The organism is Actinoplanes awajinensis subsp. mycoplanecinus (assembly GCF_001509495.1).
Taxonomy (GTDB): Bacteria; Actinomycetota; Actinomycetes; order Mycobacteriales; family Micromonosporaceae; genus Actinoplanes; species Actinoplanes palleronii.
The window spans coordinates 37,727-52,303 of record NZ_LLZH01000312.1 but is presented as its reverse complement, the minus strand read 5'-3'; the positions used below and the strand labels follow the sequence as shown (position 1 = coordinate 52,303).

The following is a 14,577-nucleotide window of genomic DNA, read 5'->3' as shown; positions in this document are numbered from 1 at the left end:
CGCGGCGGTGCGGGAGCGGTTCGGGTTGGCCCGGGACGAAACCCTCCAGGTGCGGGACTTCCCGACCTTGACGCATGTCGTCGGCTGGGTCCGGGACAACACCGCCGGACCGGCCACCGCGGCGGTGCCGGAGCGCCGGGACACCGCGGGCCCGCCGGTCATCACCGCCGTCGCCGGTGACCTCGCCGCCACCGACCGGATCACCCGCCGGGTGCCCGTACCGGCGCTGCGTCCCGAAACGGCCGCATGTGTGCCGACCGGCATCACCCTGGACGGTGACACCCGTGTCGTCCTGCTGCCGGACCAGGGCGGCGTCGGCGAGGCCCTGGCCACCCGGCTGACCCGGCTGGGCGTCCAGGTGCTGACGCTGGACCCGGACCACCCGGACGCGGCACTGGACGACGCACTGGCAGGCGGGCCGGTGCACGGCGTGTACTGGCTGGCCGCCCTGGACGACGAGGGGGACCTCGACGGTCTCGACCTCGACGGCTGGCGCGCCGCACTGCACCGGCGTGTCCGCACGCTCTACGCCACGATGCGCCGGCTCTACGACGACAGCCCGTTCCTGGTCGCCGCGACCCGGCTCGGCGGCTACCACGGCTACGGCGAGGACGGGGCGACCTGCCCGCTGGGCGGTGCGGTCACCGGCTTCGCCAAGGCGTACCGCCGGGAGCGGCCCGGCGCGCTGGTCAAGGCGGTCGACTTCGCGTCCGGCCGGAAGACCGCCGCGCTGGCGGACCGGTTGGTCGACGAGACCCTGCGCGATCCCGGCTGCGTCGAGGTCGGCTACGCCGACGGTCGGCGCTGGGGCGTGGGCCTGGCCGTCCGTCCGTTCCCCGCCACCGGGACCCCGCTCGGTTCAGACCAGGTCTTCCTGGTCACCGGCGCGGCCGGCAGCATCGTCTCGGCGATCACCGCGGACCTGGCGGACGCCGCACGCGGCACCTTCCACCTGTTCGACCTGACCCCCGCGCCGGACCCGGCCGACCCGGATCTGCGCCGCTACGCCGAGGACCGCGAGGGCTTCAAGGCCGAGCTGGCGACCCGGCTCCGCGATCGCGGTGAACGGCCCACGCCGGTCCTGATCGACCGGGCACTGGCCCGTTTCGAGCGGTTGCAGGCCGCGCTGGCCGCCGTGCAGGCGGTGGAACGCGCCGGCGGGACCGCGCATTACCACAGCGTCGACCTGACGGATCCGGGCGCCGTCGAGAAGGCCATGGCTGACGTACGCGCCATCAGCGGCCGGATCGACGTGCTGCTGCACGCCGCCGGGGTGGAGATCAGTCACACCCTGCCCGACAAGGAGCCCGCCGAGTTCGACCTCGTGCTGGCGGTGAAGGGCGACGGGCTGTTCAACGTCCTGCACGCGGCGCGTGACCTGCCGCTCGGCACGGTCGTCGCGTTCAGTTCGGTCGCCGGCCGTTTCGGCAACGTGGGACAGACCGACTACAGCGCCGCGAACGACCTGCAGTGCAAGGTGTTGAGCAGTCTGCGGCGCAGCCGCCCCGGGATACACGCCCTCGCCGTCGACTGGACGGCGTGGGGTGGGATCGGGATGGCCACCCGCGGCTCGATCCCCAAGGTGATGGAGATGGCCGGGGTCGAGATGCTCCCCGCCGCGGCCGGCGTCGCCTGGATCCGGCGCGAGCTGACCTGCGGCACCGCCGACGGCGAGGTGGTCGTCGCCGGTGAACTGGGCGCGATGGCCGGGGAGTACCACGAGGCCGGCGGCCTGGACCTGGCGAGCCTGTCACCGGGCGGACCGATGGCCGCGGCGCCGGCCGGCTTCAGCGTGCACGACGGACTGATCGTGCAGACCACGCTGGACCCGGCGGCCACACCGTTCCTCGACGACCACCGCATCGACGGCACCCCGGTGCTGCCCGGAGTGATGGGCATCGAGGCGTTCGCCGAGGTAGCGCGTCTCCTCGTGCCCGGCTGGCACGTGGTGGCGGTCGAGGACGTGAACTTCTCGGCGCCGGTGAAGTTCTACCGCGACGAACCGCGGACGCTGCGCGTCACCGCGCTGCTGCGCCCGGCCGGCGCGGACTTGCTCGCCGAGTGCCGGCTGTCCGCCGAACGCACCCTGCCGGGCACCGGCGAGGTGCAGCGCACCACCCACTTCACCGGGTCGGTACGTCTGTCCGCGCAGCCGTATGACCTCGGGCGCGACGACGCCGAGGTGCATCCGCAACCGCCGGAGCTGAGCCCGGCGGAGGTTTACCGGCTGTACTTCCACGGCCCGGCCTACCAGGTCGTCGGCTCCGCCTGGCGGCACGGTGACGGCGCCGCCGCCCGCTTCGCCACCGATCTGGCGGCACCGGCGGGTGAGCCCACGGTCGTCGGACCGCGGCTGGTCGAGCTCTGCTTCCAGACCGCCGGCCTGTGGGAGGCCGGCCGGCAGGGCCGGCTGGCGCTGCCGGCCCACGTCGGCGCCGTGCGTCTCGGCGGCGACCCGGCTGAGCACGCCGGGCTGCTGGCCACGGTACGACCGGACGGCAGAGGCGGCTTCGACTGTGTGGTGCGCGACGACGACGGCGCGGTCGTCCTGTGCGTTGACGGATATCGCACGGTGGAGCTGCCCGATGCGCTGCCGGAGGACGTGTGCGCCCCGTTCCGATCCGTCATGCACGGCTGAGGGGGGTGGACGGCATGCCCCGTACGATCCGGCGGTTGGCCATCGCCAACCGCGGCGAACCGGCGATCCGCGCGCTGACCGCCGTGCACGAGTTGAACCGGGCCGGCGACCGGCCGCCGATCACCACGGTGGTCCTGTACACCGAGCCGGACGCCGACGCCTGGTTTGTCCGGGAGGCCGACGAGGCGGTGGCGCTCGGTCCGGCAACCGTCACCGACCCGGTCACCGGGGTCCGCCGATCCCGGTATGTCGACGAGGCGGTGGTGCTCGGCGCGCTGCTGCGCGCCGGCGTGGACGCGGTGTGGGTCGGGTGGGGATTCCTGTCCGAGCGGGCGTCCTTCGCGCAGCGCTGCGAACAGGCCGGGATCGTCTTTGTCGGCCCGGACAGTGCCACCATCCGGCTGCTGGGCGACAAGGTGGCCGCCAAACAGATGGCACAGCGGGTCGGGGTGCCCGTCGTGCCGTGTAGCGACGGACCGGTGGACGATCTGTCGCAGGCCGGCGTGCACGCCGAGCGGATCGGCTACTCGCTGGTGCTGAAGGCGGCGGCCGGCGGCGGCGGGCGGGGTATCCGGATCGTGCACACGGCCGGCGACCTCTCCGCCGCGTTCACCTCGGCGCGGGACGAGGCGCAGTCCGCCTTCGGCGACCCGACGCTGTTCCTGGAGAAACTGATACCCGGTGCCCGGCACGTCGAGGTGCAGGTGATCGCCGATGGCCAGGGCACCACCTGGGCGGTCGGGGTACGCGACTGCACCCTGCAACGCCGCCACCAGAAGGTGATCGAGGAGTCCGCGTCGACGGTGCTGGACGCCGCGGCGGAGCACGCCATCCGCGACGCGGCGGTCCGGGTTGTCGCGGCGGCCGGCTACCGCAACGCCGGCACGGTCGAGTTCCTCGTCGACCCGGACACCGAGCGGTATCTGTTCCTGGAGGTGAACACCCGGCTGCAGGTCGAGCATCCGGTGACCGAGTTGACCACCGGGCTGGACCTGGTGAAACTCCAGCTGCACGTGGCCGCGGGTGGCCGGCTGACCGGTGCGCCGCCGCCGGTGCGTGGCCACGCGGTCGAGGCCCGGCTGTGCGCGGAGGACCCGCAGAACGGTTTCGTACCCGCGCCGGGCCGGTTGGCCGCTCTGGTCCTGCCCGGCGGCACCGGTGTCCGCGTCGACTCCGGGTTCCGCGAGGGCGACCGGATTCCGCCGGACTTCGACTCGATGATCGCGAAGATCGTGGCGTGGGGCCAGGACCGCGAGGAGGCCCTGGCCCGGCTGCGGCGGGCGCTGGACGACACCACGGTGGTGATCGACGGCGGTACCAGCAACCGGTCCTTCCTGATCGGTCTGCTGGGCCGGCCGGAGGTGGCCGCCGGCCGGTTCGACAACCACTGGCTGGACCGGCTGACCGCCGCGGGTGAGCATCTGCCCGCCCCGGACCCGGTCGCCCTGCTGGTGGCCGCCGTGACGTCCTACGACCTCGACCAGGCCGCCGAGCAGGCCGCGTTCCACGCCCGGGCGCGGCGCGGCGGCGCGCAGTCCACCACCGAGGTGGGCCACCGCTGTCAGCTGGAATATCGGCGTCAGCACTACGACCTGCGGGTGTACCGGACCGACCGGCACACGTACCGGATCACCTCAGCCGCGACCGGGGACGCCGATCTGATTGTGGAACGGCGCGACGGTGCGCAGGGCCGGGTACGCGTCGGTGACCGTTCGCACCGGACCGTGGCGGTCGTCGAGGGTGCCAGGATCCGGGTGGACGTCGACGGCAGGTCCCACGAGTTCTCCCGGGACGACGGCGGCGTGGTCCGCAGTGCCGGACCGGCGTTCCTGGTGTCGGTGCTGGTCGCCCAGGATGACGTGGTGACAGCGGGGCAGCCGCTGGCAGTGCTCGAGAGCATGAAGATGGAGTCCACCGTCACCGCGCCGCTCGACGGCGTGGTCGCCTCCATCGAGGCGGCCGAGAACGCGCAGGTGGACGCGGGGGCAGCGATCATGCGGATCCGGCCGACCGGTACGCGGCCCACGCCGGCCGGCTCCCTGCTGACGTTCGCCGGGCTGGTCGCCGCGCCACCGCCGGGCACCCCGCCGTGCGAGCGGGTCTACTCCGCGCTGCGCGGGTACCTGCTCGGCTTCGACCTCGACCCGGACTCGGCGCGGGCGATGACGACCCGCCAGCGGCGTCTCGGTGAGACCGCGCCGCCGGCCGACCCGGGTCTGCGGCACTGCGAGGACAGCCTGCTCGACCTGTTCGCCGACGTCGGCTCGCTGTACCGGCCGCGCGGCCCGGCAGACCCGGACGACGCCGGCGCGAACGGCAGCACCCAGGAGTACCTGCTGTCGTACCTGCAGTGGCTCGACGCCGACCGGGTGGGACTGCCGGAGGCGTACCGCCGCCGCCTGGAACGGGCGTTGCGCCGCTACGGCGTCTTAGGCCTCGACCGCACCGCGGAGCTGGAGGAGGCGGTGCTGTGGATGTTCCGCTCGTTCCACCGGCTCGACGAGTTGGTGCCGGTGGTGACGAACATCCTGGAACGGCGCCTGCGACACCACGCCGAACTCGCCCGCCTGGCCGACGCCGGCACCCGCGCCCGCCTCGACCGGTTCGCCGCCGCGGTCCAGGGCTGCCAACCGGTCATCGCCGACCTGGCCCGTGACGTCCGCTACCACTATCTCGACGAACCCGTCCTGGACGCGGTCATCGCCGAGGAGTACGCCAGAGTGGAGGCGGACCTCGACGCGTTCGGCACCGGACCGGCTCCGGAGCACGCCGCGCGCATCGAGCGGCTGGTGGCCTGCCGGCAGCCGCTGCGCGGCACGCTCCTGCGTCGCTGGCGCGGCACCACCGACCCCGCCATGCGCCGGACGCTGATCGAGGTCTACACCCGGCGCTTCTACCGCATCCGTACGCTGACCGACCTGCACGTCTCCGAGGTGGACGGCCGGCAGCTGTGCTCGGCCGACTACCACCACGACGGGGCGCAGATCCACCTCGTGACGGCGTACGCGCCGCTGGGTGACCTGCCCCGGCTGTCCCGGACCGTCGCCGCGCACCTGCATAGGCCCGGCACCGCCGGTGAGGTCGTGGTCGATCTGGCCACCTGGCGGCACGGTGAACCGGCCGACGTCGAGGACGTGCTGGTGGAGCTCGGCAAAATGCTGCCGGCCTGCGACTTCGGCCGACGGCTGCGGCGCCTGGACGTGACCGTCACCACCGTGGAGGGCTCGGCGCCGGAACGGTTCCGCACCCACCACGTCACCTACCGCCAGCGCGACGGCGAGTTCGTCGAGGACCGCGTCTACCGCAACCTGCACCCGATGCTCGCCAAGCGGCTGGACCTGTGGCGACTGGGGAACTTCCGGCTCGAACGGCTGCGCTCGGCCGAGGACGTGTACCTGTTCCACGGCATCGCCCACGACAATCCCAAGGATCACCGCCTGTTCGCCCTGGCCGAGGTGCGCGACCTGCAGCCCACCCGGGATGCGGACGGCAACCTGCGTTACCCGAACCTGGAGCGGCTGGGGCTGCAGGCGCTGGCCGGCATCCGGGAGGCACTCCCCGGCTTCCCCGCCGACGACCCGCCCGCGGCCAACCGGATCGTGCTCTACGTCCGGCCGCCCTGGGACCTGAGGCCGGACGCCTGGACGGAGCTGGTCGGCTCGCTGGCACCACTGGCCGCCGGTGCCGGCTTGGAGAAGGTGGTGCTGCGGGTGCGCAAGCCGGACGCCACGGACACGGTGCTGCACGTCGAGGGCTGGGGGACCGGGGTGACGGTACGCGAGCGGCCGCCGGGTGCGGAGCCGATCCGGCCACTGACCCCGTACCGGCAGAAGGTGCTGCGGGCCCGGCGGTTCGGGGCGCCCTACCCTTACGAGATCGTGCGGCTGCTCACCCCGCCGCCCGGCGCCGTCGCCCGGTTCCCGGTCGGCCGGTTCACCGAGTACGACCTGGACGAGCGCGGCGACCTCGCCGCGGTGTCCCGTCCGTACGGGCGGAACACCGCGAACATCGTGGTCGGGGTGCTCAGCAACGACACCGAGACGGTGCCCGAGGGGATGGCGCGGGTGGCGTTGCTCGGCGACCCGACCCGTGGGCTGGGCAACCTCGCCGAGCCGGAGTGCCGGCGGGTGATCGCCGCCCTGGACCTGGCCGAGCGGATGCAGGTACCCGTGGAGTGGTTCGCCCTCTCCTCGGGCGCGAAGATCGCTATGGACAGCGGCACCGAGAACATGGACTGGATCGCCGCCGTGCTGCGCCGGCTGATCGAGTTCACCCAGGCCGGCGGGGAGGTGAACGTCGTCGTCACCGGGATCAACGTGGGCGCGCAACCCTACTGGAACGCCGAGGCGACGATGCTCATGCACACCCGCGGCATCCTCGTGATGACGCCGGCGAGCACCATGGTCCTGACCGGCAAGCAGGCGCTGGACTTCTCCGGCGGGGTGTCGGCCGAGGACAACTTCGGTATCGGCGGCTTCGACCGGGTGATGGGCCCGAACGGGCAGGCGCAGTACTGGGCCGCCGACCTCGGTGGCGCCTGCGAGATCCTGCTGCGCCACTACGAGCACACGTACGTGGTACCCGGCGAGACCTTCCCGCGCAGGCACCGGACCACCGACCCGGCCGCCCGCGACGTCCGCACCGCACCGCACACCGCCGTGCCCGGCACCGACCTCGTCTCGGTCGGCGACGTGTTCTCCGCCGCGCGCAACGCCGACCGCAAGAAGCCGTTCGACATGCGCTCGGTGATGCGGGCCGTCGCCGACGCCGACGCCGTGCCGCTGGAACGCTGGGCCTACTGGCGGGGCGCGGAGATCGCGATCGTCTGGGACGCCCGGGTCGGCGGCATCCCGGTCTGCCTGCTCGGGGTGGAGTCACACACGGTGACCCGACGTGGGTTCGTGCCGGCCGGCGGCCCGTCGGCCTGGACGTCCGGCACGCTGTTCCCGCAGTCGTCGCGCAAGCTGGCCCGGGCGGTGAACGCCGCCAGCGGCAACCGGCCGCTGGTGGTGCTGGCGAATCTGTCCGGCTTCGACGGCTCACCGGAGTCGATGCGCCGGTGGCAGCTGGAGTACGGCGCCGAGATCGGCCGGGCGATGACCAACTTCCGCGGCCCGATCGTCTTCGTGGTGGTCTCCCGCTACCACGGCGGCGCGTTCGTGGTCTTCTCCAAGGTGCTCAACGACCAGCTCGAGATGATCGCCGTCGAGGGCTCGTTCGCGTCGGTGATCGGCGGAGCACCCGCCGCGGCCACCGTCTTCGCACGCGAGGTGCGGGCCCGTACCGACCGTGACCCGCGCGTCCGCGAGGCGGCCGAGCGGCTGCTCCACGCCGCCGAGCCCGCCGTGGGCACCTTACGGGCCCGGTTGGCCGAGATCACCGCGACGGTACGGGCGGCGAAGCTGGGTGAGGTGGCCGAGGAGTTCGACCGGATCCACACGGTGCACCGGGCGATGGCGGTGGGCTCGGTCGACCGCATCATCAGTGCCGAACGACTACGACCGGAGTTGATCGACGCGCTGGAGCGGGGGATGGCCGCTCACCGCGGCGCCGGGTGATCGAGCCAGGAGTGCTGGGGCGTCGCGGTCGCCAGCGGGCTCGGGCACTCCAGCGCGATCGGCGGGAGGGTCGGCGCCCCGGTGGCCACCGTCAGCAGGTACGCGCCCTCCCGGCGCCACCAGCCGGTGATCGGCGGGCCGGTTGCCTGGCGTACCGACAGCTGCCCCCAGCCGTCCGGACCGACCGCCCGGATGTCCACCTGCACGCTGCGGGTGTCGCGGCGCAGCCCACTGCGGAGCACCTTGAGCGCGCTCTCCTTCGCCGACCAGATCAGGTTGGCGGCGGCGTCCCGGTCGTCGCCGGGCCGGCACCCGGCGACGAAGCGCTGTTCGGCGGCGGTCAGGAAGTCCCGGACGAACGCGGGGCTGCGGGGCTCCACCAGCTCCAGATCGCAGCCGACCCGCCGCCCGAGGACGCACACCGCCCAGCCGGCCCGGTCGGTCACCGACGCGTCGAACGCCGCCCGCACCCCGTCGACCAGCACGTACGGTGCTCCGTCCGGCGCGTTCGGCACCTCGATGGCGGCCAGTGCGACCGGCTCGGCCGGGCGCCCGGTGACGGCGGCCACCGTGTGTTTGACGGCCAGCCGGCGCAGCAGATATTCGGTCCGCCGCTTCGGGTAGGCCAGCGCGGCAGACCGGCGGGCCTCGGCACCGGACAGCCACCGCGTCCCGCCCGGCACGGCCGCCTCGCCCCGGGCCATCCACCGTGGCCCGGAGTCGCCGGTCACGGCGTTCGCGGCGGTTCGCCGGCGCCCGGTCCGGCCGCCCGGATCGCCGCGGCGCCGCCCGTCACCAGCCCTCCCCGTACACCTCGTGGCCGGGCGTGGCCCGCAGCAGTCCGCGGTAGGTCTTCTCGACCGGCTGCCGATGGTTGAGCACGGCGTCGACCTCACGGGCGATCGGCATGTCGATACCCCGCCCGGCGGCCAGCTTCATCACCGCGGCCGTGGTCCGTACACCCTCCGCGATCTGGTTCATCGAGGCGAGGATCTCCTCCAACGGTCGGCCGCGCCCGAGCTCGAGTCCCACGTACCGGTTGCGGCTGTGCGGGCTGATGCAGGTGACCAGGAGATCGCCTAGGCCGGCCAGGCCGGCGAACGTCTCGGCCCGTCCGCCCAGTGCCACCCCGAGCCTGGTCAGTTCGTGCAGCGACCGGGTGATCACCATGGCCCGGGTGTTGTCGCCGGCGCCCAGCCCGTCACCGAAGCCCACGGCGAGCGCGAACACGTTCTTGAGCGCGCCGGCGATCTCCACACCCACGACGTCCTCGCTGGTGTACACCCGGTAGCGGGAGGTGTTGACCACGCCCTGCAGCATCTGCGCACTGTGGTGGTCGGGCATCGCCAGAGTGGCCGCCGCCGCAAAACCCTGCACCACCTCCCGGGCGATGTTCGGCCCGGACAGCACGCCGGCCGGGTGCCCGGGCAGCACCTCGCCGATCACCTCGGTCATCCGTTTGCGCGAACCCTGCTCCAGACCTTTCACCAGGCTCACGATCGGGATGAACGGCCGGACGTGGTCCACCGCCCGCTCCAGCACCGCCCGCAGATACTGCGCCGGGACCCCGGCGATGAGGACGTCGGCCCGCTCGACGGCTCCGACCAGGTCGGCGGTGGCGCGCAGGCCCGGGGTGAGGTCGAAGCCGGCGAGGTAGCGCGGATTCTGCTGCGTCCGATTGATCGCCTCCGCGATCCGCGGGTCACGCGCCCAGAGCAGGGTGTCGGTCCGGCGGGCCGCGATGGACGCCACCGTCGTGCCCCACGTGCCCCCGCCGAGTACCGTGACCCTGGGTTTGCGTGCACTCATCAGGTGGCCACCTCCCGCGGCCGGCATCGGATACGAACCCAGTCTTTTTCGCCGCCGGCCGCCGGTCAACTGCCGAAGGTCCCTGATACGCCGGCGGACCAGGTCGTCAGCGGAGCGGCTGACCACCGGGCAGGCCTGCCCTCCGGTGCGTTCGCCGAGGGCGGCGATCAGCCGCAGCAGCGTGAACCCGATCAGCGCTGACGTGCCTGCTCGGTGTCAGACATCCCGATGTCGCGGGGAGCCGTCATTCCGGGTGGGCCCGGGCCGCCGTGCGCACCAGCGTGACGGCCTGCGCGATCAAGCCGATCAGTGCACCCGCCAGGCAGGCGGCGAGCCCGACCCGGGTCAGGAGCGCCCAGTTGAACGACGTGTCGCCGAAGTCGAACGGGAAGACCTGCCAGGTGCGGGTCAGCACGGCCAGCCCGATCGAGGTGGTGGCCAAGCCGCCGAGCGCGACCAGCCAGGCCGGGTCTCGCACGGACTGTGCGGCGTCCACGATCAGCCCGACGATCAGCGAGGCGTTGACCAGCGGGATGATCGTGGAGGTGTCCGGGGTCAGGAACGGGATCGCGTCCCAGCCGGGCCGGACGTTGACGACATAGAGTAGGACGACGTTGATCGTGGCGGCGATGCCGTAGCCGAACCGGCGCGCGGCGACCGACGGGCGGCGGTGCTCGGTTGCTGTGGTCATGGCTCTGCCCTTCCTCGGCCAGCCTCCCGCCGCTGACGGCGGCATCGGTAGGGCCGACCGTCCCCGGTCGTCCGCCGTCGGTACCCGCGTTGCCGACGTGCGCCAGCCGAACACTGTGCATGGAACGATCGACCCATCCGGGGCGACCGCCGAGAACGCCGGCCTTTCGGACCGTTGCTCTGACTGCCCGGACGCCGAACGGTGCGCCGGCGTGCGCTGCTACGGGCAGCCGGCAAAACAGGCCGATGGGCCCGAACCGGCGGCGGGGACCGGGCACGACGGTCGAGGGATGGCACCGCAGGGTGGTCTGGCAGTTCCGCGTCCGGCCAGCGCGACGGCGGGTTGGCGCGGTGGGCGGCCGGTCGGATGTGCTACCTGGACAACCTCAAAGTCGTGCTGATCGCAGCCAGCATCGCGCTGCATGCCCTGCTCGGGTACACCGGCTTCCTGACGGTGTGGTCGTAGACCGAGGTCCGTGAGACGACGCTGCACCCGGTCGTCGAGGCCGTCCTGCTGGTGCTGCTCAGTCGTTCAGGTTTTTCTGATCACCTTGCTGTTCCTGGTCGCTGGACTGTTGACGCCGCCGTCACCGGGGACGGGGCCGTTCTGGCGGAGCCGACGGGACCTGCGACCCTGCAAGACGATCATCGCGGTCGATACAACTGCCTTATGGTCGAGTCCGGGGTTGGGGGCAACAGCGTGGCCGGCCCGTCACTGCCTGTGAGGTGCACGAACCGTCCCCATGGTCGTAAGAAACGGTGGAGCGACCTTCTCCGCGACCAGGACCACGTCGCCCTGCCGCTCATCTTCTGTCTGGCGGTCGGTGTGGGCGCCGTTCTGCTCACCGTCCACATGGTCAAGCTGAATCAGGCGGTCTTCGAAGCCGAGTTCCCCGGATCGGCGCCGTTCACGGCCCAGCAGCGCGCGGACCTGATCGAAGGTTTCACCCACGAGAACGCGCTGCCGACCGACGCCTGGATCGGTCTAGGCCTGCTGTTGCTGTCAGCCGGTGGTCTCCTGGCGCCGTTGTTCCATCGGCGCCGATGGCCCGAGGTGGACGAGAGTTGGCAACCCACGCATGTGAGCCTCATCGTCGCCACAGCCGGCTGGACCCTGCTGGTGCTCCTCGGGCTGTATGGGTGGGAGAACTGGCTGCTGCACCTGCTCGCCGGCACCGTGGACGACCCCGTGTCCTGGCAGCGACATCTGACGATGCTGCAAGGGGTGGCTTTTCCGCGTCTGGTCCTGATGCCGCTGGCGACCCTGGTCGTCGTCACCACGGCTCTGGTGATCTCGACCCGGAGGTTCCGGAAACCCTCCCGTACGCTGCCCGCGGAGTCCATCGGCTCAGCGGTGCAGCAGGACGGCGATGCCGGCGCCTACGAGCATTGGCGGTCTAGTCGGCAGTCCCCGCGCCGGCCCGCAGGTTCACCGCCGGGTGGCCGGGGCATTGCCCTGTCCGGCGGTGGCATCCGATCGGCGACCTTCTGCCTGGGCGCGCTACAGGCCCTGCAGAATCGGCCAGGTGAGCTGACCGGTGCCGACTACCTGACCGCCGTGTCAGGTGGGGCGTACGCCGCCGGAGCGATCCAGCTGGCCCGGCAGGGTCTGCCCGCTGACGCGGCGGGCTACGACGCCTACCGGGGCGTCGAGAGCGTCGAGCCGCCGGACGGCAGCACGTTCAGCGAGGGCTCGCCGGAGTTCGACTACCTGCGCCGGCACAGCAGCTATCTCGCGGACACGGTCCGCGAGTGGGCGGCGGCGGTCTTCACCCTGATGCGCGGCGTCCTGATCTCCGTGCTGTTCCTCGGCTTGCTCGCCGTCCTCGCCGGCCGGTGGGTCGGCCACATCTACCAGCGGAGCGGGTTTCTCGGTGGGGAGAAGTCGTCCATGCCCTGGCATCCGCTGTGGGGGCCGGTCCTGGCCGTCGTCGCCGTCGCCGCTGGGGGAGCGCTGCTGGAGTTGTTATCGCTCAGCCGATGGAGCCGCCGGCGCGATGACACAGACTGCTCGTCCCCGTCGGGGCCGTCGACTCCCGGGGCGGTTGTTCCGCTCGGGAGAGTCGCCCGCCGCAAGCGGCAGGTACGGCACGGGACACCGCAGATCCTCGTCGGGATAGTGTCCGTCATGGTCGTCTTCGGCGCGGTGATCCCACTGGTCGTCTGGGCCGGCGACCACATCACCACCGGCGGTCTGTCGAGTGCCCGCCCGGCCGTGGCCGGCGGGGCGGTGACCGCGGCCGCCGGGGTCGCCACCACAGTTCTCGGCCTGTGGAGCCGGCACCGGACCGAAATCGAGACAGCGCTGCACGGCGCTCGCCGCCGGGCGCGGCATCAGCGACTGGGCGACACCGGCAAGCGCATCGCGCAGTGGCTGAGCGTCTACGGCGGTATCGCCCTGGTCGCCGGCGTCTACCTGCTCGTCTTCGGGATCGTCGTTCGCGAGACGGCGCGGCACCAGGTCACCGATTCGATTCATTGGTCCTGGGGCGTCCCCAAGGTCACCCTGCCCGGTGATCAGATCACCTTCACCATCGCGCTGACCTGCCTCTTCCTGATCTTGTACGGCATCATCGACGAGACCGCACTGGGCCTGCACCCCTTCTACCGGCGCCGGCTCAGCAAGGCGTTCGCGGTTCGCCGGGTGCGGTGGAACGCACCGCGCGACGGGCGCGACGCGGGAGACCGGCTCGAGCCGGACATCAGATACGAGGCGCAGCCGTACGACCACGATGAGGTGACCCGGCTCGAGAATTACGGCGAACCGCGATCCGCGTTCCCACGAGTCATCTTCTGCGCCGCGGCACACTCCAGCGATCCCGACGACGTCCCGCCCGGCCGCAAGGCGCTGCCGTTCACCATCTCCGGCGACTGGATCGGCGGCCCCGAGCTCGGCTGGTACACACCGGCGGAGATCCGCGACTGCATCTCCCCACGGCTGCAAGTCGACCTCACCGTCCAGACCGCGATGGCGGTCTCGGGCGCGGCGTTCGCGTCAGCCATGGGCCGCTACCACCATCCCGCCAACGTGGTGCTGGCGCTGACCAACGCGCGTCTGGGCACGTGGATGCCCAATCCCCGCGTGGTCTGGGAGATGAGATACGCCGGCCGCCGATGGTGGCAGCCGCGCTTCCCCCGGTGGCGCCGGCTGAGCTATCTGCTGCGGGAACTGTTCGGCCGCTACCCGAAGGACGACCCGCTCGTCTTCGTCGCCGACGGTGGCCACTACGAGGATCTCGGGCTGATCGAGCTGCTGCGCCACGGCTGCACGGAGATCTACTGTTTCGACGCGACCAGCCCGCAGAGCTCGTTCGCCGCCTCGCTGGCCAGCTCGGTCACCCTGGCCAGGGAGGAACTCGGCGTGGTCATCAAACTCGACCGCCCCGAGCGAGCCCAGCCTGCCGGTGGCGAACGGCAGGAGGCCGCCACGGTCCAGGCGCGCACCGCGGAGAGCTGCATCGTGACCGGACAGATCCGTTACCCCGGCCCCCGGGGTGCCGGAACCGGGCCCACGGGCCGCCTGGTGATCGGGAAAAGCGTCCTCACCGCGCAGACGCCGTGGGAGGTTCGTCAGCATGCCGAGCAACACGCGCTGTTCCCGCACGACGCCACCGGTGACCAGTGGTTCGACGTGGCCAAGTTCGATGCCTACACCGCTCTGGGTCGCTACGTCGGTGACCAGGCCTTCCAGCAGATGGATCAGTTGCGCCGGAAGTCGCACGTAGCGGCGAGGCCGGTGCCGACACGGTCGGCGACGGCGCCGGTTGCAGGCCCACCAGCCGGGGAGCCGGCGGGCCCCGCGCCGTCCGGGCCGGACTCACCTGATGGGCGAGAGCGCTGAGGGCGCCCCGTACCCGTCTCGGCTGATTCGTAGCGGCCGAC

6 protein-coding genes are annotated in these 14,577 nt (G+C 72.2%); 3 read left to right on the top strand and 3 right to left on the bottom strand.

Annotation, left to right across the window (positions count from 1 at the left end; translation table 11 throughout):
• The coding region (locus ADL15_RS40465; protein ID WP_157441918.1) for an SDR family NAD(P)-dependent oxidoreductase at positions 1-2,638 on the top strand (2,638 nt) is incomplete at its 5' end.
• Positions 2,639-2,652: 14 nt separating this feature from the next.
• The gene (locus ADL15_RS40460) at positions 2,653-8,196 is read left to right on the top strand and encodes an ATP-binding protein (RefSeq protein ID WP_067703407.1); all 5,544 of its coding nucleotides are present in this window, start codon (positions 2,653-2,655) and stop codon (positions 8,194-8,196) included.
• Here ADL15_RS40460 and ADL15_RS40455 read toward each other — a convergent pair.
• The 3 genes from ADL15_RS40455 to ADL15_RS40445 all read right to left on the bottom strand — a co-directional run bounded on the left by ADL15_RS40455 (position 8,178) and on the right by ADL15_RS40445 (position 10,696).
• A complete protein-coding gene (locus ADL15_RS40455) occupies positions 8,178-8,927 on the bottom strand; it encodes a 4'-phosphopantetheinyl transferase family protein (RefSeq protein ID WP_067703390.1) in 750 nt (249 codons plus the stop codon). The genes ADL15_RS40460 and ADL15_RS40455 overlap by 19 nt on opposite strands.
• A gap of 61 nt (positions 8,928-8,988) precedes the next feature.
• Entirely contained in the window at positions 8,989-10,005 is a 1,017-nt protein-coding gene (locus tag ADL15_RS40450; protein WP_157441917.1) for an NAD(P)H-dependent glycerol-3-phosphate dehydrogenase, read from the bottom strand.
• Between the two features lie 244 nt (positions 10,006-10,249).
• Entirely contained in the window at positions 10,250-10,696 is a 447-nt protein-coding gene (locus ADL15_RS40445; protein WP_067703383.1) for a hypothetical protein, read from the bottom strand.
• An 825-nt stretch (positions 10,697-11,521) separates the two neighbouring features.
• On the opposite strand from ADL15_RS40445, the gene ADL15_RS40440 reads away from it, so the two are divergent.
• Positions 11,522-14,536: a hypothetical protein gene (locus tag ADL15_RS40440; RefSeq protein WP_232344858.1), complete on the top strand. Its 3,015-nt coding sequence runs from the start codon at positions 11,522-11,524 to the stop codon at positions 14,534-14,536.
• The last annotated feature ends 41 nt before the right edge of the window (positions 14,537-14,577 follow it).